The organism is Pseudomonas sp. MF08875 (genome assembly GCF_059862525.1).
Window position 1 is genome coordinate 36,458 of sequence record NZ_JCBCUW010000029.1, and the last position, 23,136, is coordinate 59,593.

Annotated in this window: 15 protein-coding genes; 10 read left to right on the forward strand and 5 right to left on the reverse strand. The window is 63.9% G+C overall.

The genetic code is table 11. The features are described 5' to 3' along the window. Window positions 1-90 precede the first annotated feature (90 nt). Window positions 91-1,623 (forward strand): MocR-like pyridoxine biosynthesis transcription factor PdxR, encoded by a 1,533-nt coding sequence (gene pdxR, locus AC19YT_RS17580; protein ID WP_500610715.1) that lies wholly within the window; start codon window positions 91-93, stop codon window positions 1,621-1,623. 75 nt (window positions 1,624-1,698) lie between these two features. Beyond that, window positions 1,699-5,094, forward strand: a complete 3,396-nt coding sequence (locus tag AC19YT_RS17585; protein WP_500610716.1) for a dermonecrotic toxin domain-containing protein — start codon at window positions 1,699-1,701, stop codon at window positions 5,092-5,094. 36 nt (window positions 5,095-5,130) lie between these two features. Here AC19YT_RS17585 and AC19YT_RS17590 read toward each other — a convergent pair whose 3' ends face one another. The 3 genes from AC19YT_RS17590 to AC19YT_RS17600 all read right to left on the reverse strand — a co-directional run bounded on the left by AC19YT_RS17590 (window position 5,131) and on the right by AC19YT_RS17600 (window position 12,509). Then, window positions 5,131-9,717 carry a hypothetical protein gene (locus AC19YT_RS17590; protein WP_500610717.1) on the reverse strand — a complete coding sequence of 1,529 codons (4,587 nt, stop codon included), beginning with the start codon at window positions 9,715-9,717 and terminating at the stop codon, window positions 5,131-5,133. Between the two features lie 97 nt (window positions 9,718-9,814). Continuing rightward, window positions 9,815-10,828, reverse strand: coding sequence for an asparaginase (locus AC19YT_RS17595; RefSeq protein WP_500610718.1), 1,014 nt, complete (start codon window positions 10,826-10,828; stop codon window positions 9,815-9,817). A gap of 256 nt (window positions 10,829-11,084) precedes the next feature. Beyond that, window positions 11,085-12,509 carry an aspartate ammonia-lyase gene (locus AC19YT_RS17600; protein WP_095108998.1) on the reverse strand — a complete coding sequence of 475 codons (1,425 nt, stop codon included), beginning with the start codon at window positions 12,507-12,509 and terminating at the stop codon, window positions 11,085-11,087. A gap of 182 nt (window positions 12,510-12,691) precedes the next feature. Here AC19YT_RS17600 and AC19YT_RS17605 point away from each other — a divergent pair, with 182 nt between their 5' ends. From AC19YT_RS17605 to AC19YT_RS17625, 5 genes are all read left to right on the forward strand, one after another. Further along, window positions 12,692-13,618 (forward strand): LysR substrate-binding domain-containing protein, encoded by a 927-nt coding sequence (locus AC19YT_RS17605; protein WP_095108645.1) that lies wholly within the window; start codon window positions 12,692-12,694, stop codon window positions 13,616-13,618. A 218-nt stretch (window positions 13,619-13,836) separates the two neighbouring features. Next, complete coding sequence (gene purE, locus AC19YT_RS17610) at window positions 13,837-14,328, forward strand: 5-(carboxyamino)imidazole ribonucleotide mutase (RefSeq protein ID WP_007920220.1); 492 nt, start codon at window positions 13,837-13,839, stop codon at window positions 14,326-14,328. Between the two features lie 11 nt (window positions 14,329-14,339). Beyond that, window positions 14,340-15,422, forward strand: a complete 1,083-nt coding sequence (locus AC19YT_RS17615) for a 5-(carboxyamino)imidazole ribonucleotide synthase (protein ID WP_500610719.1) — start codon at window positions 14,340-14,342, stop codon at window positions 15,420-15,422. Window positions 15,423-15,528: 106 nt separating this feature from the next. Then, window positions 15,529-15,774 (forward strand): GlsB/YeaQ/YmgE family stress response membrane protein, encoded by a 246-nt coding sequence (locus tag AC19YT_RS17620; RefSeq protein ID WP_095108647.1) that lies wholly within the window; start codon window positions 15,529-15,531, stop codon window positions 15,772-15,774. Window positions 15,775-15,862: 88 nt separating this feature from the next. After that, window positions 15,863-16,399, forward strand: coding sequence for a DUF3299 domain-containing protein (locus AC19YT_RS17625; protein ID WP_500610720.1), 537 nt, complete (start codon window positions 15,863-15,865; stop codon window positions 16,397-16,399). A gap of 103 nt (window positions 16,400-16,502) precedes the next feature. Here the strand turns inward: AC19YT_RS17625 and AC19YT_RS17630 are convergent, their stop codons facing one another. Both AC19YT_RS17630 and AC19YT_RS17635 read right to left on the reverse strand, forming a co-directional pair. Continuing rightward, on the reverse strand, window positions 16,503-17,402 hold the full coding sequence (locus AC19YT_RS17630) for a D-hexose-6-phosphate mutarotase (RefSeq protein WP_500610721.1): 900 nt from the start codon (window positions 17,400-17,402) through the stop codon (window positions 16,503-16,505). A gap of 37 nt (window positions 17,403-17,439) precedes the next feature. Beyond that, window positions 17,440-17,844, reverse strand: a complete 405-nt coding sequence (locus tag AC19YT_RS17635; RefSeq protein WP_003176975.1) for an acyl-CoA thioesterase — start codon at window positions 17,842-17,844, stop codon at window positions 17,440-17,442. A gap of 361 nt (window positions 17,845-18,205) precedes the next feature. On the opposite strand from AC19YT_RS17635, the gene AC19YT_RS17640 reads away from it, so the two are divergent. From AC19YT_RS17640 to AC19YT_RS17650, 3 genes are all read left to right on the forward strand, one after another. Then, window positions 18,206-19,504, forward strand: a complete 1,299-nt coding sequence (locus tag AC19YT_RS17640; protein WP_095108649.1) for an MFS transporter — start codon at window positions 18,206-18,208, stop codon at window positions 19,502-19,504. Window positions 19,505-19,710: 206 nt separating this feature from the next. Next, entirely contained in the window at window positions 19,711-20,685 is a 975-nt protein-coding gene (locus AC19YT_RS17645) for a phosphate ABC transporter substrate-binding protein PstS (protein WP_095108650.1), read from the forward strand. Window positions 20,686-21,094: 409 nt separating this feature from the next. Beyond that, on the forward strand, window positions 21,095-23,128 hold the full coding sequence (locus AC19YT_RS17650) for an ABC transporter permease subunit (protein ID WP_500610726.1): 2,034 nt from the start codon (window positions 21,095-21,097) through the stop codon (window positions 23,126-23,128). The last annotated feature ends 8 nt before the right edge of the window (window positions 23,129-23,136 follow it).

Here is a 23,136-nt window from a genome sequence, read left to right on the forward strand (position 1 = left end):
GGAGAAACTCCTTGGCGAATGCCTGCATCCTAGGCAGGCTAATGGTCCGTTGTAAGAGCCACTTAGGCGCTATTTCATAGGTCCAATGCCATGAGCCAGCCACCGCTGTCCTTCAACCCCGCCGGGATCGAACTCGACCGCCGCCAGGGCCTGAGCCTTCAGCTTTACCAGGCATTGCGCCAGCGCGTGCTGGACGGGCGCTTGAGCAGCGGCACGCGGCTGCCGGCCAGCCGCGACCTGGCCCTGGCCTTGACGATTTCGCGCAACAGCGTGGTGCGTGCCTATGACCAGTTGTATGCCGAGGGCTTTATCGAGAGCCGGGTCGGTGATGGCACTTATGTGGCGCAACTGCCGCAACGGCTGAGCCCAGCGAACGTGTTATCCACAAAACTATCCACAGGGTTTTCAACAGGCTTATCCCCAGGGTTATCCACAAAGCCGGCGGTTTTGCCTGGCTTTTCATCCAGTAAAGTTATCCACAGCAGTGCCCTGGAGCGCCTTGATCGGCACTATTTGCCCGCCCCGGCCAGTGGCGCGCCGAAGGCGTTTCGGGTGGGTGTGCCGGCCTTCGATCTGTTCCCGTTCGAGGTGTGGGCCAAGCTGAATGCGGCTTTCTGGCGCAACCCGGATCTAGAGCAACTGTGTTATGGCGACCCGGCGGGGGACATGCGCCTGCGGGAAATGATCGCCGCGTATTTGCGTAACTCCCGCGGTTTGCAGTGCCGCGCTGAGCAAATAGTAATCACCAGTGGCGCGCAGCAAGGCATTAGCCTTTGTGCACAGCTGCTGGTGGAGCCTGGCGCCGGGGTGGCTGTGGAAAACCCCGGCTACCGCGCCGCTGGCCATGCCTTCGCTATTGCCGGGGCGCGGCTGCACGGCGTGGCGGTGGACAGCGAAGGCCTCGATTGCGCGGCGCTGGCGCGTTTAAGCGATTGCCGCCTGGCCTACGTGACGCCGTCGCACCAGTACCCCACGGGGGTCATCATGAGCCTGGCCCGGCGCCTGGAGTTGTTGGCCTGGGCCGAGCGCAGCGGGGGCTGGATCGTCGAAGACGACTACGACGGCGAGTACCGCTTCAGCGGCGCGCCCTTGGCGCCTTTGGCGGCGCTGGATCGCCAGGGCCGGGTGCTGTACGTCGGCACGTTCGGCAAAGTGGCGTTCCCGGCGCTGCGCCTGGGTTACCTGGTGCTGCCGCCGACCCTGGTGGACGCCTTCTCCCGGCGCCGGGCGCTGGATGTGCGGCATTCGGAGGTCAGCACCCAAGCGGTGATGGCCGAGTTTATCGCCGCCGGGCATTTCCAGCGGCATATCCGGCGCATGCGCCGCGCCGCGCTGAGCCGGCGTAACGCCTTGCTGGCGGGGTGGCCGGCAGACATTCCCGGCGTCGCCAACCTGCCCAGCGTGGCGGCGGGGTTGCACGTGATGGTGCGGGTCCAGAGCCTGGCCCGCGAGCAAGAGCTGTTGGCCCAAGCCGCACGCGTGGGGGTGGAAATCAATGGCCTGAGCAGCTATTGCCTGGGGGACGGGCCGCCCCAGCACGCGGGGCTGGTGCTGGGGTTCGCGGCGGTGCCCGAGGCGGCCATCGCCGATGCGCTGGCGCGCCTGCGCCGGGCCTGGCGCTAGGGCATAACCGGTTACCGCTGGCGGGCGGGTGGGCAGGGCTAAGTTGGCGGTTCCTATCATTGACGGAGCCTGCCGATGGAGCAGCCTGAAACCGCTATACCGAACGCCCCTGTGGATAACGCCATCTACCTGTCTGCGCGCTTGCCCCTGGAGCGCACCTTTGCTGCGCGCCCGACTTTGGCCGATACCGCGCGGGCTTTTTTGCAGCAACAACTGGCCGAGGACTTCCCCGAGCTGAACATCGACGTCGCCAAGGCGCAGCTATTGCTGCCGCAATGGGGCCAGGAGCAGGGCCGCGCGGTTTTCCTGGGCTACACCACATTGACGTTGGTTGAGGTGCTGATCCAGCAGTTTCTCCAGGTGGCCCCTGCGACTTGGCCACCCGACAGCCTGTTGTCGTTGACGCCCATGCTGGAAGCCCCGGTCGGTGTCGCTGTCGACTTGGCCGACCTCAAGGCCTGCCTCCAAGAGTGGGCGCCCCTGTTGCTGGAGCACTACCAGCAACGCCTGGTGGATTACTGGGGCGAACCGATGGACGACGGCTTTAGCCCCTGGTTGTGGATGTCCAACCTGTTCAAAAGTGATGTGCAACAAGCCGCCGGGTTGCTCGACCCCCTGGGTCAGGAGACGGTCCAGGCTGTCCTGGACTTCCCCCTGGCCTCGGTGCGTCAGCAACAGCCTGGGCTGGAGACGAGCCAGGCGTACATCTGCCTGGTGGATAACGCCGACCGTGGCCCGGTGGGTACGGTCATGGGGCTGGTGTTGACGCGCACCTTTGGTGAGCATGAGCGGGTCTTGCTGTACACGCCGGTGGCCGGGCTCGAGGTGTTCGGCTCTCTTGAGGCGCTGGAGGACACCTGGCTGGGCCAGCCCAGTGACGCCGACCTGCGCTTGCACAATTACGAGACGCCGAACGACATTTTCGACACCCTCGCCTTGCAGTTGCTGGAGCGCCAGTTGCGCCTGATCGAGGCCATCGAACCCAGCCATTACGCCGACAGCGCCGCCCTGGGCCAAGTTTTGGCCGAGATCGGCAGCGTGGTGAGCCTGTTGGGCGGGTTTGGGGTTGGCCATCAGCCTGCGGGCGGGTCGATCCCGCCGTGGTTGAGGCAGGCCGAGCCGGGCGAGCGCCAGGCAGTCAGCCGCCAATTGACGGCGTTGGCGCAGATTGCCGAGCACTCGGGCGGGCAATCCTACCTGCGGGGCATTCCAAGCATTGGCGACTATGGCGCCAAAGCCCTGAAAACCGAGTTGCTCAAGCGTTATCCGGGGCAGGTGGACCTGCGCATCGATGACATCGAAATCACCCTGTACCACGTCGTCAACACGCCATTTGAGGCCATGGACCCGCCGTTCCCGCCAGTGCGTTATGAGCCGCGCACGTCGGGGCTGGTGGAACTGGCGCTGCACAGTGCCAGCGGCTTTCCCCAGGTACGCGCCAGCGTCCGCTATGGCGGTGGTGAAGCGCCGCCGTGGCTGACCTACGATTTTTTACGCGAGTGGGCGGTGGCGGCCGATATCGGCGCGCACTACCCGGCGTTGTTACAACAGCGCCTGTTGGACGATCCGGCCGAGCGGACCTGGCGCCAGCAAGTGTTCTGCGACCACATGCAGGTGTTGCTGCCGTTGCAGGCGCTGGAACTCAAGGCCAAGGGCCAGCTCACCCCTGCCCAGTACGAGGCCGTGGTAGCGGTGTTGCGGCCCGATGCGGCCCAGCGGCGAGTGGGCGGCGTGGAGCAAGTAGTGCGGCCTTTGGCCTTTGGCCTGTCGGGGCTTTCGCGGCGTGACGAGGTGCGCGCGACGTTTTTGGTCGGCCCCAGGGACGTGCGCCAAGGCCCGTGGGTGCTGTATCAAGCCGGCCACGGGGGCGCCATGCGGGGTTTCGCGGCACTGGGCCAAGTGCTCGATGCGCTGCGCGAGGAGCCGATGCTGGCGGCCAGTGTGCTGGCCGCCATGACGCCCGAGGGGCGGGTCGTTTATGGCAACGACGGTTTTCGTCAGCCGCACCTGGCGCGCCTGCTGGAGAGCGATTGGGAGGTGAGCATACAAGCGCCGCAGGTCGAGTTCGACACCACGCTCCTGGCGCAGGATTTCTGCACTTCGCTGTACCGGGATGTCGCGGTGAAACTGGTGGAACAGGCCCGCCAGAGCGCGCTCTCGAGTGCCGACGACCGTTGGCAGCGCTATGAAAACCTGGCCTGGACCCTGTTTGACCTGTTTTTGCCCCTGGCTACGGGTACACCGGCCCGCTTGGGGTTACTGACGCAACTGGCGGCCAGCCTGAAGGCCTCTACCGATCCGCAGATCGAGCAGGCCCAAGGCATTGGCATGACCGTCGGCGTGCTGCTCAACCTGGCGCTGTTGCTGAGCCACGAACACCCGGGCGGGGTGCTTGCCGAGGAAGTGCCGGCGATGCCCCCCAGGTTATCCGCAGCGCAATTGCGTGAGGGCTTGCCCGCCGTGCTGGCGCGGCATCCGGGGGGCCAGGGGCGGCTGCTCTACGAGTACACCCAAGACCAAGGCGTTGCTTCGCCACGCCAGTTGCTGAGCTTGAACACCTTCCGTGCGCCAGTGGGCCCGCGCACGGGAACACGGCTGGAGGAGGACGGGCTCAAAGGCCTTTACCGTGAAGGCACGCAACTGTTTGCCCAGGTCGATGGTTACTGGTTCTACGTGGTGTCCACGCCCAACGGGGTGGTAATGGCCGACGCGCTCAACGGTCATCGCCGGGGCCCTTACCTGCAAGCAGATACCGCTGGCCGCTGGACGCTGGCCTCCGTCCCGCGTTTGCTGGGTGGGGTGAGCCAGAGGCAGCGCCTGGTGAAGCGTCTCGATAGCCTGGAGTTAGAGGGGCGAAAATTGCTCGCCAGCGTGAACGGAGAGATGGACGAGGCCCAACGCCTGGCTGATGCCGGGCACCTGAGTGCCGATGTGCAAGACATCCTCACGAGTAAGGTAACGACCTTGCGCAGCAAGGCGACGGATCTTGAGTCACTCGTTCCCCGCCTGGGCGACAAGGTGCCCGTGGCCCTGATCGACGGGTTGCGCAAGGGGGCCGCCCGCCTCGAAACGCTGGCGCAGGATCTGGTGGTGAGCATGGCGTTGAGTCGCCCGCCGAGCATCGCTGCGCTGTTGCGGCTGGGGGAGCTGCACCAGATCCGGAGTGTGCGCAAAAAAGGCGAGCGGGTGGACCTGTCCCAAGGCTCGGTGGGCGACTTTTTACAGGAGTACGAAATTCGCCTGCCCCAAGGCGTGTGCTGGTATGCCCACTTTCACTATCGACAGCGTGATGCGAACGTGCAGGACTATTTCGCCGGGCATCTGAAAACCGCCGCGCAGCGCGGCCAGGGCGTGGAGTACCAACGGGCGCAGCAGGCACAGGGCCGGGTGGTGGAACCGATTCTGCGGGTGCCGATCAGCAATGACGTGGCCCAGCGTCTGATCTTCAATCCGGCGTCCGAGCCACGCTAGCCAGGCCCGGGGCGTGCGCGGCACGCCCCGGGTACCTCAACTCTTGACGTTGAAAAACAATCGGGTGGCCTGCTCTAGATTGATTTCACTGCGGTAGTAGGCGATCCGTTGTTGCTCATCCAGCCCCTGCAAGGGCTCGGGGGCTGGCACCCAGATGCGTTCGCTGGGGGCGATCAGACGTGCGGAAATGAAGGCCTTGGCCGGTGTCCACGAAGTGGAATAGCGAAAGTGCGCGTACCACAGGACCTGGTGGGTCTTGGCGTCGCTGATGCTGTATTCGTCGAGGAAGTCGGGCTGTGGCGCCTTGATATGGCGCCGGGTGACGTTTTTCTCAATGATGATCCGCCCTTGGTTGTTCAACCATTCGAGGTTGGCTATGGTCGGCGGTTGGCGCTTGAGCATCGTCAGCATGTGGGTGTTGGCCTGTTGGTAGAGGCTGTCGATGGATTCATCCAGGGCCTTCTGGATGTTGGCTGCTGACAGTGAGCCGCTCTCGGTGGCATTGCTGCGGGTCAACGCCTGTTCGATGGCGTCGCGGACCGTCTCCAGGCGCTGGGCGTGTTGGTGAAACAGGAACTCGATACCGATGGCGGTGCGGCCCGGCAGGCTAGCAAGGGCGTTGGCGCGCTGCTTGAAGTCGGCCAGGCTGTCGAGCAGGGACTGGCCTGCGTTGAGGCTGGTGTCCAGATCCGGGGTGGCGGTGGGGGTGTCGACGGTTTCCAAGTGCTGGACCCAGATGCCCGGTTGTTTTTCATGGAAGGTGGCGATCACCTTGTTAGTCAACGGCGAGGTGATGTCCACCAGGCCGGTTTCCAGGCCGATCGCCGAGATCCGTGGCTCGCCGATGAGTACGCCGTTGTAGCGGGTTCTGATGAACTTGCGTCGTGGCCGTGGCGCGACGGACGGCGGGCGGGCTCGAGTGCGCAGCAGGCTGCGTTCGTTGTGCAGCCGCGCCAGGCGTCGGGTGGCGTGTTTGCGATATTCCTTGAGCCGCGTGCGCAGGTGGTCAAGCGATGCCTGAACGACGTGTTCCGTGTAATCCTCGGGTAAATCGATAATGCGTTCATCGAGTACGTCAAATTGCTCAATCAGGCTGCCCAGGGTTTCGATGCGTTCATCCAGGCGGCTTTCGTTACGCTCTTGTGCAGTGTCGCGCAGGCTCTGGATGGCGATGTCGGCGGCATCAACGATCTGGTCGAGGGTGGTCCAGGCAGCCGGCATGCTGTGCACCGACTCCGGGGCCAGGCACAGATTGCGGGCCAGGGTCACTTGCAAGGCCTTGAGGTCATCGCTGCTGTAGGCGGGCAGGTGGCGTTGGGTTTCGCGCACCAGCAGCATGCCGTCGCGGGCCAGTTCCTTGAGTTCGGTGAAGCGTGATTGCACGTAGTCCAGGCGCGCGATCATGTCCTGGCACATCTCGTTCATTTCCCGGGCGTCGTCGATATGGCGTTCCTGGGGCGCCTGGGCCTGGCGCTCGATCTGTTCGAGGACAGCTTTGATCCGCGGGGTGAAAGTGATGAGGCGCTCCTGGATGCCGGCACCCGTGAGTTCCAGTTGGACACGTAGGTAGCCGATGGACTTTTGCTGATAGTCGGCTGTAGTGGCGAGGACATTGAGCGCCTTGAGCTTTTGCAGAGCGTTCTCGTAATCGGTGCGCTGGCGCTGGAGGGTTTGCAGGTACGCCTCGCGCTGGGCCGTGGCCGATGTGGACGGGGCATCGAGCAGTTCCTGGCGGCTTTGTTGCAGTTGCTTGCGGGCTTGGGCTTTGTTGCGCTCGAAGGTGGTGAGGTCGTTGCGCAGCGCCGTGGCCTGGGCTTGGGCCTCGGCCCGGGCTTTGACGATGATGGCCTTGGGGCCGCCGCCGCGCAGGCGCAGGCGGACATCGACGAACCATTCGCCCTTGGCGTTATGGGTCAGCAGTGGCCCGGTGCGGCCCTCCTGCCGGGGGTTGTGGATCATCACGTTGCCGTCTTCCTCCTGCACCTGGAACCAGCGTTCGCCTATAGGCGCGTAGAGCTTGTTATCGAGGCGGTAGAGATGCTGGTAAGGGCCGGGTGTGCGGTCTGGCTGGGCCAGGCCTTCGGGCGGGGCCACCCCCAAACCGTCGAGCAGCCTGACCAGGTCGTTGGGTGCCCGGTTAAGGGCTCCGCTGGTGACGAGCGGCGGGATGTGCCCGGGAGGGAGGTCCTGGGCGGGCATGGTAGCCAGTTGCCGAACCGGGCCTTTTTCCGCCTTGCCAAGCGGTTCGCTTTCTGGCGCGGCGCGCAGGGCGGGGCGATTGCGTTGGGCGATGTGCAACGTGATCGCCATTCCCAAATTGAGAAACAGGTCAGCCAGGACACTCCATTGGACAGCGGTGTCGTGCTGCTCCTGGGCGTCGGCGAGGGCTTGCAATTGATCCAGCACCTGCCAGATCCAGGCGCCGATGCCCACGGTGGGGCCCAGGAACGGCAGGGCGCAATTGAAGATCAACCAACCGGCGTGCTTGAAGGTGGCCCAGCGGCTATCGGCGTTGGACACCGACTGGCGGTTGGCCAGTTCCACCAGCGCCTTGGCGTTTGCGGTGAACAGAGCTGCGAAGATGTCGCCCGCCACGGTGTCTTCGCCCAAGGCCAGGGGGCCGCTCATGCTCCAGAGTTTGTCCGGTTCCACGAGGACATCCACGACGGTCCAGGGCGAGGGTAATGGTGGGGGAAAGACGTAGCGAGCGTAGTCCTCGCGCACCGCATCCGGCAGCCAGGCCAGCACCGATTCGCGCAGGCTGGCCGATTGCTGGATGGCATAGATCAGGTTGGCCGGCGATGGGTATTGGCTCAATGGCTGGTCCAGGAGCGGGCGGTACAGCAGGCACGGGCCGCTGGTCATGTCCCGGGGGCCGATGACGAACATGTTGGCGACCACGTCTGCGGGTTTGCCGGTGCGGCGCGAAGGGGCGAAGGCCAGCGGCCGGATTATGATGGTTTGACCGTTGACCCGCTGATCGGATGCTTCGCTAGCCATCAGCGCCACTACGTAGCGATAGCCGCGTTCGTCTATTCCCGCCTCGTTGCAAATCTTGCTTTGCAGGGCCAGGAGCGGCAGTTGGATGCGCAGGTGGTTGCTGAACAGCGCCTGGCGCCGTAGGGATTGCTGGGGGTCGTCGAGCAGCTTTTGCTTGACGAGCGCCGGGTAGGCGCTGCCCAGGTCCATGGCGGTGACGAGACCTTCGATGTAGTCCACGGTCATCCAGTTGGGCACGCTGACTCCCTCGGCGCCCTGGATGCTTTTATTGCCCAAGGGCAGGGCAATCAAGTTCTGCAAGGCCAGGTCGGCGAAGCTCAACAGCGTGGTTTGCACCTGGCCCGGAATAAATGAGCCCCACATCACCAGGCTTTCGACGCGCATCCGGTAGCGCTCCAGTTGCAGGGTCGTGGCTTGCGGATGGTCTTTGAGGATGGCGGCGCGCAAGGCGTCCAAGGCATAGGTGTGGATCGGCGGGATGTCGTCTTGGTAGGTTCGGCCCGCGTTGCCGCGGTGCAGGGCGGCAAGGTCCTTCAGGTGCCTTGAGTAAAAGGTCAGGTCGGCGGTTGAGGCGTCGGTCAGCCACTGCGGCATGGCGCTGTAGAACCACGACAGGTTGGGCTCTGCTGCAGCGCTTTGGCCCTCGCTACTGACCGGGCTGCTGAGCACGGCCTGGCCTGCGTCAAGCGGATGATCGGGGGAAAACCCGATGCGCTTGATGGCGTCGATCTGGTAGGCAATCAGGGCGCAGGCCTGCTGGTCGAAAAAATTTCCCTCGGGCTCGACCAGCCGCCACTTCAGTTTCTGGTAGGACAGCGATGAATCCAGATGCCCGGGCAGGGACAATTCCAGCTCCGCCATGGACTTGAACCATTCGTAGCCGTTCAGCAGGGAGTAGGTGAGGATGATGCGCCGGTCGTAAGTGTCGCCGATCAGCACCGCGATAGGGGGGGCTTCCAGGTGTTCGTTCTGGCTTTGTACCACCCGGTCGAAATCGATCAGGTACGCCCTGCTGTTGAAGGGGTCGTTAGCCTGGCGGTCGATGCGGTTCGGGTATTCGTGCAGCTTGCGCGCCAGGCTGCACTCGAGGTCGTTCCAGGTGTCGCTTTTTTCCACGCCCCACAGGCTGCGCAAGGAGCCGGCCAGTTCATGCCAGCGCGGTTGGCCATCGCTGTTAAGGCTGTTCCAGTATTCGATCTGTTGTTCCTGGTAAGCGCTGAGCATGACGGGGGCGAGGACGTTTATCAGGTTGGCGATTTCGCAGATGCGCACAGGCAACTGGGCCGCAGGCTCTACAACCGGTGGTTGGGTGAGGAAGTGGACGCCTTCGATGTAGATCAACGGGATGTCTTGCACCGACTGGCGGGCGAGGATGTTGGCCAGGGTTTCGTACTGGGTAGGCGTGGCGACGACCTGATCTTCGACAATGTCCCAGGCGGGGCTGCCGACCAGGGTGGTGGCCGGGTCGATTTCCAGGGTTGGATACAGCTGCTGCAAGGGTTCGAGCAGCAATTTTGCCGCAACCTCACGAAAGGCCGGGCCGACGCACAATTGGGTGACGATGGCTTCTGTAGAGATCAGCGGCGAAAGGTGTTGAGGGGCGGGTGGGGTTGGTATGGGCATCGAGTATTCCTGTCTTGCCGTTGGGAATGGGGCACCGAAGGACGGATTGCGGTTTCCCAAGGCTAGGCAGCGGCAAGACAGGCACGGCGGTAACTATTTAGTGGCCCGGTTGCAGCTCCCCACACAGGTCCAGCTCCACCAGGCGCCGCACCTCGGCGGTCGGCAGGCTCGCCCCCAGCAGCGCGTGTAATTTGCCGAACGCCGCTTCGCGGGTCATGCCGCCGCCAGACAGCACGCCGACGCCGCGCAAACGGCTGCCAGCCTCGTAGACGTCCAGCGTCACGCCTCCTTCATGGCACTGAGTGATGGCCACGACCACGATCCCGGCGTCATGGGCCCGTTGCAGGCTGGCGAGAAAGGAGGGGTCGTCGCTGGGCCCGGTGCCGCTGCCGAAGCATTCGAGCACCAGCCCGGCGATACCGCTGCCCAGCACGGCGTCGAGGGTGGTGGCGCCGATGCCGGGGAACAGCGGCAACACGGCAACACTGGCTAGTTGCCTGGGTTGGCGATAGCCCAGCGCTGCGGGAAGGGACGAAGCCGGCACGCCGCCGCCCTGGCGGTTGAGGCGGGCGAACGGGTGGCGGCCGAAGCTGCGGATTTTCGCGCAGTGGGTGGGGGCCAGCAGTTCACCGTGGAAGTACAACTGCACCCCCGGCGCCAGGCCCTGGCCGAGGGCGACCAGCGCACCGCCGAGGTTTTCCCAGGCATCGCTGTCGGCCACGCCGGCCGGCAGCATGGAACCGGTGAACAGCACCCGCGCCGGCAGGCCGAGCAACTGGAACGCCATGGCGGCGGCGCTGTAGGCCAGGGTGTCGGTGCCGTGCAGGATCAGCACACTGTCGCAGCCCTGGCCATCCACCGCCTCGATCACCGCTTCGCGCAGTTGCTGCCAATACGCGGGGTTCATGTTGGCGCTGTCGATCAACGGCGTAATTTCGCGAAAGTGCCACGCCGGCACCACGAGGTCGGGTTGGCTGTGCAGGTGTTCGCGCATGCGCGCTTCAAAACCGGCTGCCGGGGCCAGGCCATGGGCGCTGGCCTGCATGCCAATGGTGCCGCCGGTGTAGAGCACCATCACGCGCTGGGCGGCGGGGTAGGCGTTGGGAAGCATGGGCGAGTCTCCGCGAGAGATGACGGGGGAGCGGGCCGGGCGGCGCTCTGCTTGCGCGCGATGGCGGTGTATCAGGCACGCGAGGGGCCGATTGGCCTGGCCACATCGCGGGCCAGCCCGCTCACAGAGGGTGCACTTTAGCTGAGGAGGGCGCCAGGGATCGACAGGCAAAAAAAAGGGCTTGGAGAGTGATCTCCAAGCCCTCAAAAGGTGAGAGGTGTCTAGTCCCTCAACCTGGTGAGCGGTGCAACAGCGTTTAGGCCTTCAGGGGCACCAGACGCGGGGCGATCATGTTTTCCGGGCGCAGGATGTCGGCGAGCATGGCGTCGTCGAGCAAGCCTTCTTCGCGCACCAGTTCCAGCACGCCGCGGCCACTTTCCAGGGCGATGCGGGCGATGCGGGTGGCGTTTTCATAGCCGATGTAGGGGTTCAGCGCGGTGACCAAGCCGATGGAGTGCTCCACCAGTTCGCGGCAGCGCTCTTCGTTGGCGGTGATGCCAACGATGCAGTGCTCGCGCAGCATGTCCATGGCGCGTTGCAGCAGGCGGATCGAGTCGAAGATCTTGAACGCGATCAGCGGCTCCATCACGTTGAGTTGCAACTGGCCGCCTTCGGCCGCGATGGTCAGGGCCAGGTCGTTGCCGATGATCTGGAACGCGACCTGGTTGACCGCTTCCGGGATGACCGGGTTGACCTTGCCGGGCATGATCGAGCTGCCGGGTTGGCGTGCTGGCAGGTTGATCTCATTGATGCCGGTACGCGGGCCGCTGGACAGCAGGCGCAGGTCGTTGCAGATCTTCGACAGCTTGACCGCGGTGCGCTTGAGCATGCCGGAGAACAGCACGAAAGCGCCCATGTCGGAGGTGGCTTCGATCAGGTCGGCGGCCGGTACCAGCGGCTGGCCGCTGATGAGTGCCAGGCGCGACACGGCCAGGTGCTGGTAGCGCGGGTCGGCGTTGATGCCGGTGCCGATGGCGGTGCCGCCCAGGTTGACTTCGGTCAGCACTTCCGGGGCCAGGGTCTTGAGGCGCGCCAGGTCTTCGCCAAGGGTGGTGGCGAAGGCGCGGAATTCTTGGCCCAGGGTCATCGGCACGGCGTCTTGCAGTTGGGTGCGGCCCATCTTCAGGACGTGGCTGAACTCTTCACCCTTGGCGGCGAACGCCTGGATCAGGCTGTCGAGGCTGGCCAGCAGCGCGTCGTGGCCCAACAGCAGGCCCAGGCGGATGGCCGTCGGGTAGGCGTCGTTGGTGGACTGCGCCATGTTCACGTCGTTGTTGGGGTGCAGGTATTGGTATTCGCCTTTCTGGTGGCCCATGGCCTCCAGCGCGATGTTGGCGATCACTTCGTTGGCATTCATGTTGGTTGAAGTGCCAGCGCCGCCCTGAATCATGTCCACCACGAACTCTTCGTGGAAGTCGCCGCGGATCAGGCGCGCACAGGCTTCGCTGATGGCCGCGTGTTTGGCCGCACTTAAGTGGCCCAGTTCACAGTTGGCGTCGGCGGCAGCCTGCTTGACCATCGCCAGGCCCACGACCAGCTTGGGGTAGTGCGAGATCGGAACACCGGAGAGGCGGAAGTTGTTCACCGCCCGCAGGGTTTGGATGCCGTAGTACGCTTGCGCGGGTACTTCGAGTGCGCCAAGCAGGTCTTTTTCAGTGCGGAATGATGCAGCAGAGGACATGATGGAAACCATCTCAATATGGACCCGGTCTGTGCCGGAACGCTGCCAATGCTAGGCTTGGCGGCATTTTTGGGCCAATGCCATTAAATACTGGCCTATGCACAAACGGCATACGGTGGGTGTGACCCGGGTATGATGCCGAGCGTGTGACCTAAATTGGTGCGTGTGTCCGGGAGGACGTGATGAATCTGGAAAGTAAATGGCTCGAGGACTTTAGCGCCCTGGCCGCCACCCGCAGTTTCTCCCAAGCAGCGGAGCGACGTTTCGTCACCCAGCCCGCGTTCAGCCGGCGCATCCGCAGCCTGGAGGCGGCGCTGGGCCTGACCCTGGTCAACCGCTCGCGCACGCCGGTGGAACTGACGGCGGCGGGGCAGTTGTTTTTGGTCACCGCGCGCACGGTGGTCGAACAGTTGGGTGAAGTGCTGCGCCATTTGCATCACCTCGAAGGCGGGCAGGGCGAAGTCATGCAGGTGGCGGCCGCCCACTCCCTGGCGCTGGGTTTTTTTCCGCGTTGGATCGCCCAATTGCGCAACGAAGGCCTGAACATCGCCACGCGGCTGGTGGCTACTAACGTTGGTGACGCGGTGCACGCCCTGCGCGAGGGCGGCTGCGACCTGATGCTGGCCTTCTATGACCCCGATGCCGCGATGCAGATGGACCCGGAGATTTTTCCCTCCCTGCACCTGGGACACACCGAGATGCTCCCGGTGTGCGCCGCCGACGCCAGCGGCAAACCGCTGTTCGACCTCGAAGGCGAGGCCAGCGTGCCGTTGCTGGCCTACAGCGCCGGGGCCTTTTTGGGGCGTTCGGTGAACCAGTTGCTGCGCCAGCGGGCGCTGCGCTTCACCACCATTTATGAAACCGCCATGGCCGACAGCCTCAAGAGCATGGCCCTGGAAGGCCTGGGCATCGCCTGGGTGCCGCAATTGAGCGTGCGCGCCGAGTTGGCGCGGGGTGAGTTGGTGGTGTGCGGCGGGCCGCAATGGCACGTGCCGCTGGAGATCCGCCTGTACCGCTGCGCCCTGGTGCGCAAGGCCAACGTACGGTTGTTGTGGCGCAAGCTTGAAGGGGGCGCGGCGCACCCTCCGGCGAGCCAGCCCCCAGAGTGATTTTGTGGTGCCTGTACTGACTTCACGGTCAATAAAACCGCCACTTTGCGCCGTTTGACGGATGGTCAGCAAAGGGGCTGTTTATCTGTTTCATTGCGGTATACTGCGCGGCCTTCGGCCGGCTCGACTGGCCATAATTCGTACAACAAGCCACGCACATTGCGTGGCTTGTTGTTTTTTGACGCGCCTGCGGGCGCCCAGAGAGAAGAGGCACGACGATGAGTGCATTGGTTGGCGTCATCATGGGCTCCAAGTCCGATTGGTCCACCCTTAGCCACACCGCCGATATGCTGGAAAAACTCGGCATCCCCTACGAGGTGAAAGTGGTCTCCGCCCACCGCACCCCGGACCTGCTGTTCCAGTACGCCGAAGAAGCTGAATCGCGGGGCATCGAGGTGATTATCGCCGGTGCCGGCGGCGCGGCCCATTTGCCGGGCATGTGTGCGGCCAAGACCCACCTGCCGGTGCTGGGCGTGCCGGTGCAGTCGGCCATGCTCTCGGGCGTCGATTCGCTGCTGTCGATCGTGCAGATGCCGGCCGGCATCCCGGTCGCCACCCTGGCCATCGGTAAGGCCGGCGCGATCAACGCCGCGCTGCTGTCGGCGAGTATCCTGGGCGCCAAGCACCCGCAGTTCCACGCGGTGCTCAAAACCTTCCGTGCTGAGCAGACAGACAGCGTGCTGGACAATCCAGACCCACGCATCGCCTGAGGTTATTGACGATGAAGATCGGTGTAATCGGTGGCGGCCAACTGGGCCGCATGCTGGCCCTGGCGGGTACCCCGCTGGGCATGAATTTCGCTTTCCTAGACCCGGCGCCGGACGCCTGCGCCGCCACTTTGGGCGAGCACCTGCGGGCCGACTACGGCGACCAAGACCACTTGCGCCAATTGGCCGACGAAGTGGACTTGGTGACCTTCGAGTTCGAGAGCGTACCGGCTGAAACCGTGGCCTTCCTGTCGCAGTTCGTGCCCGTGTACCCGAGCGCCGAAGCGTTGCGCATCGCCCGTGACCGCTGGTTCGAGAAGAGCATGTTCAAGGATTTGGGCATCCCCACGCCGGCGTTCGCCGACATCCAGTCCCAAGCCGACCTGGACGCCGCCGTGGCCGCCATCGGCCTGCCGGCCGTGCTCAAGACCCGCACCCTGGGCTACGACGGCAAGGGCCAGAAGGTTTTGCGCAGCGCCGCCGATGTGGTCGGCACCTTCGTCGAACTGGGCAGCGTTGCCTGCCTGCTCGAAGGCTTTGTGCCGTTCACCGGCGAAGTCTCACTGATCGCCGTGCGGGCCCGCGATGGCGAAACCCGCTTCTACCCGCTGGTACACAACAGCCATGAGAGCGGCATCCTCAAGCTCTCCGTGGCCAGTACCGACCACCCGTTGCAGGCCCTGGCCGAAGACTATTCCAGCCGTGTGCTCAAGCACCTGGACTACGTGGGCGTGATGGCGTTCGAGTTCTTTGAAGTGGACGGCGGCCTCAAGGCCAACGAGATCGCGCCACGGGTGCACAACTCCGGGCACTGGACCACCGAAGGCGCCGAGTGCAGCCAGTTCGAAAACCACCTGCGCGCCGTTGCCGGCCTGCCGTTGGGTTCGACCGCCAAGGTCGGTGAAAGCGCGATGCTCAACTTCATCGGCAGCGTGCCCGACGTGGACAAGGTGCTGGCCATCGACGATTGCCACCTGCATCACTACGGCAAGGCGTTCAAGGCCGGGCGCAAGGTCGGCCACGCCAACCTGCGCTGTGCCGATGCGGCCACGCTGGAGCGCCAGATCCTCAGGGTGCAGGCGCTGATCGCCGAGTAACCCGTGTGGCATAGCGGGAACCATTGCGGCCCCGCCGCCCTCTGATGGCAGGATGCCAAAGTCTGGCTAGGCTTGGATCTATCTCACTTATCCAGAGGGCAATGCCATGGGAATTATCGGAACCATTTTTATCGGCCTGATCGTCGGCTTGCTGGCACGTTTCCTCAAACCGGGCGACGACAGCATGGGCTGGATCATGACCATCCTGCTGGGCATCGCCGGTTCGCTGGCGGCCACTTATGGCGGCCAGGCGCTGGGCATTTATGAAGCAGGCCAGGGTGCAGGCTTCCTCGGTGCACTGGTGGGCGCCGTGGTGCTGCTGGTGATCTACGGCCTGGTGAAAAAGAACTGATTCATCGCAACAAGGCCCTCTGCGCTGCGCAGGCGTTGAGGGCTAGAATGCCCGGCGACCGTTCCTTCCTCTATTTGCCGAGCCCTTCATGCGCCGTCTTCTCCTGACTTTCCTACTCCTGGGCTGCGGCCTGGCCCATGCCAGCGAACTGGCGGAAACCGACTGGCTGGAGCTGATGCCCAAGTCGGACCAGCTCGCCCTGGAACAAATGCCGGACATCGACCACAACTCCCCCGAGGCCAATGGCACCTTCAACGAAAAGGGTGGCTTGAAGCAGAGCAAGGGCTTGCCGGCGGTGATGTACTCGAACAAGACCGTGGCGGCGATGAACAACAAGGCCATTCGCCTGGGCGGCTACCCGGTGCCGCTGGAAACCGACGCCAAGGGCCGTAGCACGTTGTTTTTTCTGGTGCCCTACCCGGGCGCGTGCATCCACGTGCCGCCGCCGCCGCCCAATCAACTGGTGCTGGTGCGCTACCCCAAGGGCTTGAAACTGGAGGACATCTACACGCCGCTGTGGGTGACCGGCACCCTCAAGGTTGAAGCGGTCAGCAACGACCTGGCCGACGCAGCCTATGCGCTGGACGCGGCCAAGGTGAAGGTGGTGCAGGAGGCGGATTTGTAGGGGAAGGCTCTGTCATGAGTGGGAGCAGCGTCTGTGGGAGTGGGCGAGCCCGCTCCCACAGTGGATTGCCGCTGTAGTTGCGCACCCACAGAGTTGGCGCCGGTTACAGGGCAATGCCCATAACACTCACCCCCAGCGTATGGCTGGCCCCCGGCGCCAAGGTCACCACGTCGTCCAGCACATTGGCGGTTTCGATGCACAGCATGCGCTGCCAGCCGTCGTCGGCCATGTCGGCCAGGTGGGCGGCGCGTTCGCTCCAGGGGTTCCAGACCACTGCCGAGCGTGAGCCGCGGCTGGTCAATTGGATGCGGCGCTGCCAGTGCGGGTCGAGGATGCTCAGGTGTGGGGGCGCATCGAGGTAGATGCGGTCGGTTTCCCCGGCAAAGTGCAGGTCGCCCCGTTGGGTGAGGGTTTTCCAGTCGTCCAGGGTTTCGATGTAGCGGAGCCCGTCCACGCCTTGCACCTGCACATTGCGCACGTCGCTGACGGCGAAATAGGTGTGCAGCGCCTGGCTGAGGGTCACCGCGTCGGCGCCCAGGTTATGGCTGGTGAGGTCAATGTGCAGTTGCTCGTCGAGGCGGATGCTCAGCTTCAGCTCGACCCGGTGCGGCCAGCCCGGTAGGCCGGTTGCGGCTTGGGGCAGGGCGAAGTCGATCTTCAGCGCCTGGCCTTCGCTTTCGATGCCGCTCAGTTCCCAGTCCATGGCACGTACCAAGCCGTGGGCGCTGGCCGGTTGTTCGCCGCTGTACATCGCCTGCACGCTGTGCGGGTTGCGTGCCAGGTTGCCGAACCACGGCCAGCACACCGGTACGCCGGCGCGGATGGCTTTGCCGGTGGTGAAGGTGGCGCGGTCGTTGAGCCACACCAGCGGCGGTTGCCCGGCCCGTTGATAACTGAGGATATGCGCGCCTTGCTGGGCCACCAGCAATTCGGCCCCCGCATGGCGGATGCGCCAGCAGTTCAGCTCATCGAGTTTTACCGCTTCAACAGTGGGCGTGGGCATGGTGCGCATCTCTTGGCAGGCAGGGGCGGGCGTTGGTTCAGCGGGCCCGGGAAGGTACCGAACGGGTGCGCCCGCTGCCGTCGATGGCGACGAACACGAACACCGCTTCGGTGACTTTGCGCCATTCGCTGGACAGCGGATCGTCGCTCCACACCTCGACCATCATCTGGATCGAGCTGCGGCCGATTTCCAGGGCCTGGGTATAAAAGGACAACTGCGCGCCCACCGCCACCGGCACCAGGAATGCCATGCGGTCGATGGCCACGGTCGCCACGCGCCCGCCTGCCACCTTGCTGGCCATCGCCGTGCCGGCGAGGTCCATCTGCGCCACCAGCCAACCGCCGAAAATATCGCCAAAACCGTTGGTTTCACGGGGCAGGGCGGTGATTTGCAAGGCCAGGTCGCCTTGGGGGATTGGATCTTCTTGTTCGAGCTCTATCATGCCGGAGGGCCTCTGACCCGTAATACATCAGGAGAATAGCCGTCTTCAGGAAAAACGATTCAGCCCCGAACATACTGCGTTCGTCACGTTCTTCATAAGGCGAACTAAGGAAAACTCTGCGAAACCGCCTGGCCCGGTGCCCGGGGGCGTCATTAGGCGTTTTCGCACAGCAATCCTTTGAGGTAGCAAGGCAGCGAGTATATCGGTGGATAGACCCCGCGACGACCGTCCGGTTCGCATTTTGGCCCTCTATTACGCGGCTGTATGTGCTTTTTAGAACAATTTGCTATCGTGCCGAACCCGCCCAGGCTTCAACCAGCGTTGTTGAGCTTGCAGAACCGACTATAAGAGAAGCCTTGCCATGACCAGCGTGCCTTCCAGCACTGCACAGCCTGTGCAGCCCGCCCGTCCCTTGACGCGCAACGATTACAAGACTTTGTCCCTGTCCGCCCTGGGCGGTGCGCTGGAGTTCTACGACTTCATCATCTTCGTGTTTTTCGCCACGGTGGTGGGCAAGCTGTTCTTCCCCGCGGACATGCCCGAATGGCTGCGCCTGATGCAGACCTTCGGCATCTTCGCCGCCGGTTACCTGGCGCGGCCCCTGGGCGGCATCGTCATGGCGCACTTCGGCGACCTGCTGGGGCGCAAGAAGATGTTCACCCTGAGCATCTTCATGATGGCCGTGCCGACCCTGATTATGGGTTTGCTGCCCACCTACGCGCAGATCGGCATGTGGGCGCCGATCCTGCTGCTGGTAATGCGCGTGATCCAGGGCGCGGCCATTGGCGGCGAAGTGCCAGGGGCCTGGGTGTTCGTGTCCGAACACGTGCCACAGCGCCATGTCGGCTACGCCTGCGGCACCCTGACGTCGGGGCTGACGGCGGGGATCCTGCTGGGCTCGCTGATGGCCACGGCGATCAACAGCCTCTATACCCCCGAGGAAGTCGCCGCCTACGCCTGGCGGATTCCGTTCCTGATGGGCGGCGTGTTCGGCCTGTTTTCCGTGTACCTACGCCGCTGGCTGCACGAAACCCCGGTGTTCGCCGAGCTGCAACTGCGCAAGGCCCTGGCCGAAGAAGTGCCGCTGCGGGCGGTATTGCGTGACCATCGCGGTGCCATCGTCATTTCGATGCTGCTGACCTGGCTGCTGTCGGCCGGGATCATCGTCGTGATCCTGATGACGCCCACCGTGTTGCAAACCGTCTACCACTTCGCGCCCACCACCGCGTTGCAGGCCAACAGCCTGGCCATCGTGTTCCTGAGCCTGGGCTGCATCGCCGCCGGCGCGCTGGCGGACCGCTTCGGCGCCGGGCGGGTGTTCGTGGTGGGCAGCGGTTTGCTGTTGCTCAGTTCCTGGACCTTCTACCACAGCCTGTTCAACCACCCGGACTGGCTGTTCCCGCTGTATTCGCTCACCGGCCTGTTGGTGGGCACCATCGGCGCCGTGCCCTATGTGATGGTCAAGGCGTTCCCGGCGGTGGTGCGCTTTAGCGGGTTGTCGTTCTCCTACAACCTGGCCTACGCGATCTTCGGTGGCCTGACCCCGATGGTGGTGACCCTGCTGCTCAAGGAAAGCCCGATGGGCCCGGCCTATTACGTGGCAATCATCTGTGGCGTGGGGATGCTGGTGGGTGCGTACCTGTGGAAGCAGGGGCGCTAGCAGTGAGGGCTTATCGCGGGCGGGCCCGCTCCCACACAGGCCTGCGTTGAACCTGCGGGCTCGCCCGCGATGAACGATGCCTCGGTAGCCGGCCCCTAGCCAGATAATGGCCTTTCATCTAATTGTCATATTCCAGCCATAGAGTGTTCACACGGCCTGCTGATACTTGGCCCCGAATAACACACCCTATCTGCTAGGAGTAAGGCATGAAACTGAAGCGTTTGATGGCGGCAATGACGTTTGTCGCTGCTGGCGTAGCGACTGCCAATGCGGTTGCCGCTGTTGACCCTGCTATCCCGAGCTACACCAAGACCACTGGTGTGTCGGGCAACCTGTCCAGCGTCGGTTCCGATACCCTGGCCAACCTCATGACGTTGTGGGCCGAGCATTACAAAAAAGAATATCCGAACGTCAACATCCAGATTCAAGCCGCTGGCTCCGCCACCGCGCCACCTGCGCTGACCGAAGGCACCTCTAACCTGGGCCCGATGAGCCGCAAGATGAAGGACACCGAACTGGCGGCCTTCGAGCAGAAGTACGGCTACAAGCCGACCGCCATCCCGGTGGCAGTGGATGCCCTGGCCGTGTTCGTGCACAAGGACAACCCGATCAAGCACCTGACCATGGAACAGGTCGATGCGATCTTCTCCTCCACTCGCCTGTGCGGCGCCAAGGCTGACGTGAAAACCTGGGGCGACCTGGGCGTGACCGGCGACCTGGCCAACAAGCCAGTGCAACTGTTCGGCCGTAACTCGGTATCCGGCACCTACGGCTACTTCAAAGAAGAAGCCCTGTGCAAAGGCGACTACAAGCCCAACGTCAACGAGCAACCAGGCTCGGCGTCGGTTGTGCAGTCGATCAGCTCTTCGCTCAACGGCATCGGTTACTCGGGCATCGGCTACAAGACCGCCAGTGTGAAAACCGTGGCCCTGGCCAAGAAGGGCGGCACTGACTTCATCGAAGACACCGAAGAAAACGCCCTGAACGGCAAGTACCCGCTGTCGCGCTTCCTCTACGTGTACATCAACAAAGCCCCGAACAAGCCTCTGGCCCCGCTGGAAGCCGAGTTCGTGAAACTGGTGCTGTCCAAGCAGGGCCAGGAAGTTGTGGTCAAAGACGGCTACATCCCGCTGCCAGCCAAAGTCGCCGCCAAGGCACTGGCTGACCTGGGTCTGAAATAAGGCGCATAAGCCTGCATTACCCGGTGTAGCGCCGGGCCCACCCAGGTCCGCCTACACCCTTCAATTTTTCGGTCCGCTGCCAGTACCCACGGGCGGCGGATTTGTTGCGTCACTGCATTGTCATCTTTCTGTCATACAGGATCGCTAGGGTGTGCGCATGAATGATCTGGCCAATTCCCCCATGACTACGACTTCTCCTCCCAAGCGAATTGATTTCAATACGCCTGAGCTGCAACGCAAGCGCCGCATCCGCGCGTTTAAAGATCGCCTGACCCGCTGGTACGTCCTGGTGGGCGGGCTGGCCGTTCTCGCGGCGATCACCTTGATTTTCTTCTTCCTCGGCTACGTGGTGATGCCGCTGTTCCAGGGCGCCGACCTGACCGCCAAGGACCCGCTCGCCCCGGCCTGGATGCAGGACGCCGGCAAGCCCCTGATGATCTCGCTCGAAGAGCAGAACCAGGTTGCCATGCGGGTTTCCGACAAGGGCCAGGCCCTGTTTTTTGACCTCGACAGCGGTGCCGAACTGAGCCGCGTAAGCCTGCCGATCCCGGCCGGTGCCAGCGTCTCGTCCATCGGCGAAGATCAGCCTGGCAGCCCGCTGGTGGTGGTCGGCCTGTCCAACGGCCAGGCGCTGGTGTTCCGCCACACCTACAAGGTCACCTACCCGGACAGCAAAAAAACCATCTCGCCCGCCATTGAGTACCCTTACGGCGAAGCGCCGATTGCCCTCGATGAGCAAGGCCGCAGCCTGGAGCACGTGAGCCTCAATGCCACCGACACCACCCTGGTGCTCGCCGGCTCCACCGGTTCGCAGTTGCATGTGCTGTCGCTGACCAGCGAAGAAAACATGATGACCGGCGAAGTCACCAGCGAGCAGGCGCGCATCGACCTGCCGCAGATGACCGAGCCGGTCAAAGCCATCTTCATCGACCCGCGCCAGCAATGGCTGTACGTGGTCAATGGCCGCGCCCAGGCCGACGTGTTCAGCCTGCGCGACAAGAGCCTCAACGGCCGCTACAAACTGCTTGAGGACGGCGAGGCGCACGTCACCGCCAGCACCCAACTGGTGGGCGGCATCTCGCTGATCGTCGGCGACTCCAAGGGCGGCCTGGCCCAGTGGTTCATGGCCCGCGACCCGGACGGCGAACAGCGCCTCAAGCAGATCCGCACCTTCCAGATGGGCACCGCGCCTATCCTCGAAATCACCGCCGAAGAGCGCCGCAAGGGCTTTGTCGCCCTGGACGCCGCCGGCAAGCTCGGCGTGTTCCACAGCACCGCGCACCGCACCTTGCTGGTGGACCAAGTGGTCGACGGCGCCGGGATTTTCGGCCTGTCGCCACGGGCCAACCGCGTGATCGTCGAAGCGGGCGGCAAGCTGCAACCGTTGCTGCTGGACAACCCGCACCCGGAAGTGTCCTGGAGCGCGCTGTGGAGCAAGGTCTGGTACGAGAACTACGACGAGCCCAAGTACGTCTGGCAATCGACCGCCGCCAACACCGATTTCGAGCCCAAGCTGAGCCTCTCGCCGCTGACCTTCGGCACGCTCAAGGCCGCGTTCTACGCGATGCTGCTGGCCGCGCCGCTGGCGATTGCCGCCGCAATCTACACCGCCTACTTCATGGCCCCGGGCATGCGCCGCAAGGTCAAACCCGTGATCGAGCTGATGGAAGCCATGCCCACGGTGATCCTCGGCTTCTTCGCCGGCCTGTTCCTGGCGCCGTATGTCGAAGGGCACTTGCCGGGCATTTTCAGCCTGCTGATGCTGCTGCCGATCGGCATCCTGGTCGCCGGTTTCACCTTCAGCCGCCTGCCCGAATCGATCCGCCTGAAGGTCCCGGAAGGCTGGGAAAGCGCATTGCTGATCCCGGTGATCCTGCTCGTCGGCTGGCTGTCGCTGTACATGAGCCCGTTTATGGAGAACTGGTTCTTCGGCGGTGACATGCGCATGTGGATCTCCCACGACCTGGGCATCACCTACGACCAGCGCAACGCTCTGGTGGTGGGCCTGGCCATGGGCTTTGCGGTGATCCCCAACATCTATTCCATCGCCGAAGACGCCGTGTTCAGCGTGCCGCGCGGCCTGACCCTGGGCTCGCTGGCCCTGGGCGCCACGCCGTGGCAGACCATGACCCGCGTGGTGATCCTCACCGCCAGCCCGGGGATTTTCTCGGCGCTGATGATCGGCATGGGCCGCGCGGTCGGGGAAACCATGATCGTGCTGATGGCCACGGGCAACACCCCGGTCATGGAAATGAACCTGTTCGAAGGCCTGCGCACCCTGGCCGCCAACGTCGCGGTGGAAATGCCCGAATCGGAAGTCGGCGGCAGCCACTACCGCGTGCTCTTTCTCTCGGCGCTGGTGCTGCTGCTGTTCACCTTCGTCATGAACACCCTCGCCGAACTGATTCGTCAGCGTCTGCGCAAGAAATATTCGTCGCTTTAACAAAGGTA

What these genes read in the sequence shown, in the direction of transcription:
- pdxR (WP_500610715.1), top strand. Translation starts at nt 91, where the DNA reads ATGAGCCAGCCACCGCTGTCCTTCAACCCCGCCGGGATCGAACTCGAC.
- AC19YT_RS17585 (WP_500610716.1), top strand. Translation starts at nt 1,699, where the DNA reads ATGGAGCAGCCTGAAACCGCTATACCGAACGCCCCTGTGGATAACGCC.
- AC19YT_RS17590 (WP_500610717.1), bottom strand. Translation starts at nt 9,717, where the DNA reads ATGCCCATACCAACCCCACCCGCCCCTCAACACCTTTCGCCGCTGATC.
- AC19YT_RS17595 (WP_500610718.1), bottom strand. Translation starts at nt 10,828, where the DNA reads ATGCTTCCCAACGCCTACCCCGCCGCCCAGCGCGTGATGGTGCTCTAC.
- AC19YT_RS17600 (WP_095108998.1), bottom strand. Translation starts at nt 12,509, where the DNA reads ATGTCCTCTGCTGCATCATTCCGCACTGAAAAAGACCTGCTTGGCGCA.
- AC19YT_RS17605 (WP_095108645.1), top strand. Translation starts at nt 12,692, where the DNA reads ATGAATCTGGAAAGTAAATGGCTCGAGGACTTTAGCGCCCTGGCCGCC.
- purE (WP_007920220.1), top strand. Translation starts at nt 13,837, where the DNA reads ATGAGTGCATTGGTTGGCGTCATCATGGGCTCCAAGTCCGATTGGTCC.
- AC19YT_RS17615 (WP_500610719.1), top strand. Translation starts at nt 14,340, where the DNA reads ATGAAGATCGGTGTAATCGGTGGCGGCCAACTGGGCCGCATGCTGGCC.
- AC19YT_RS17620 (WP_095108647.1), top strand. Translation starts at nt 15,529, where the DNA reads ATGGGAATTATCGGAACCATTTTTATCGGCCTGATCGTCGGCTTGCTG.
- AC19YT_RS17625 (WP_500610720.1), top strand. Translation starts at nt 15,863, where the DNA reads ATGCGCCGTCTTCTCCTGACTTTCCTACTCCTGGGCTGCGGCCTGGCC.
- AC19YT_RS17630 (WP_500610721.1), bottom strand. Translation starts at nt 17,402, where the DNA reads ATGCCCACGCCCACTGTTGAAGCGGTAAAACTCGATGAGCTGAACTGC.
- AC19YT_RS17635 (WP_003176975.1), bottom strand. Translation starts at nt 17,844, where the DNA reads ATGATAGAGCTCGAACAAGAAGATCCAATCCCCCAAGGCGACCTGGCC.
- AC19YT_RS17640 (WP_095108649.1), top strand. Translation starts at nt 18,206, where the DNA reads ATGACCAGCGTGCCTTCCAGCACTGCACAGCCTGTGCAGCCCGCCCGT.
- AC19YT_RS17645 (WP_095108650.1), top strand. Translation starts at nt 19,711, where the DNA reads ATGAAACTGAAGCGTTTGATGGCGGCAATGACGTTTGTCGCTGCTGGC.
- AC19YT_RS17650 (WP_500610726.1), top strand. Translation starts at nt 21,095, where the DNA reads ATGCAGGACGCCGGCAAGCCCCTGATGATCTCGCTCGAAGAGCAGAAC.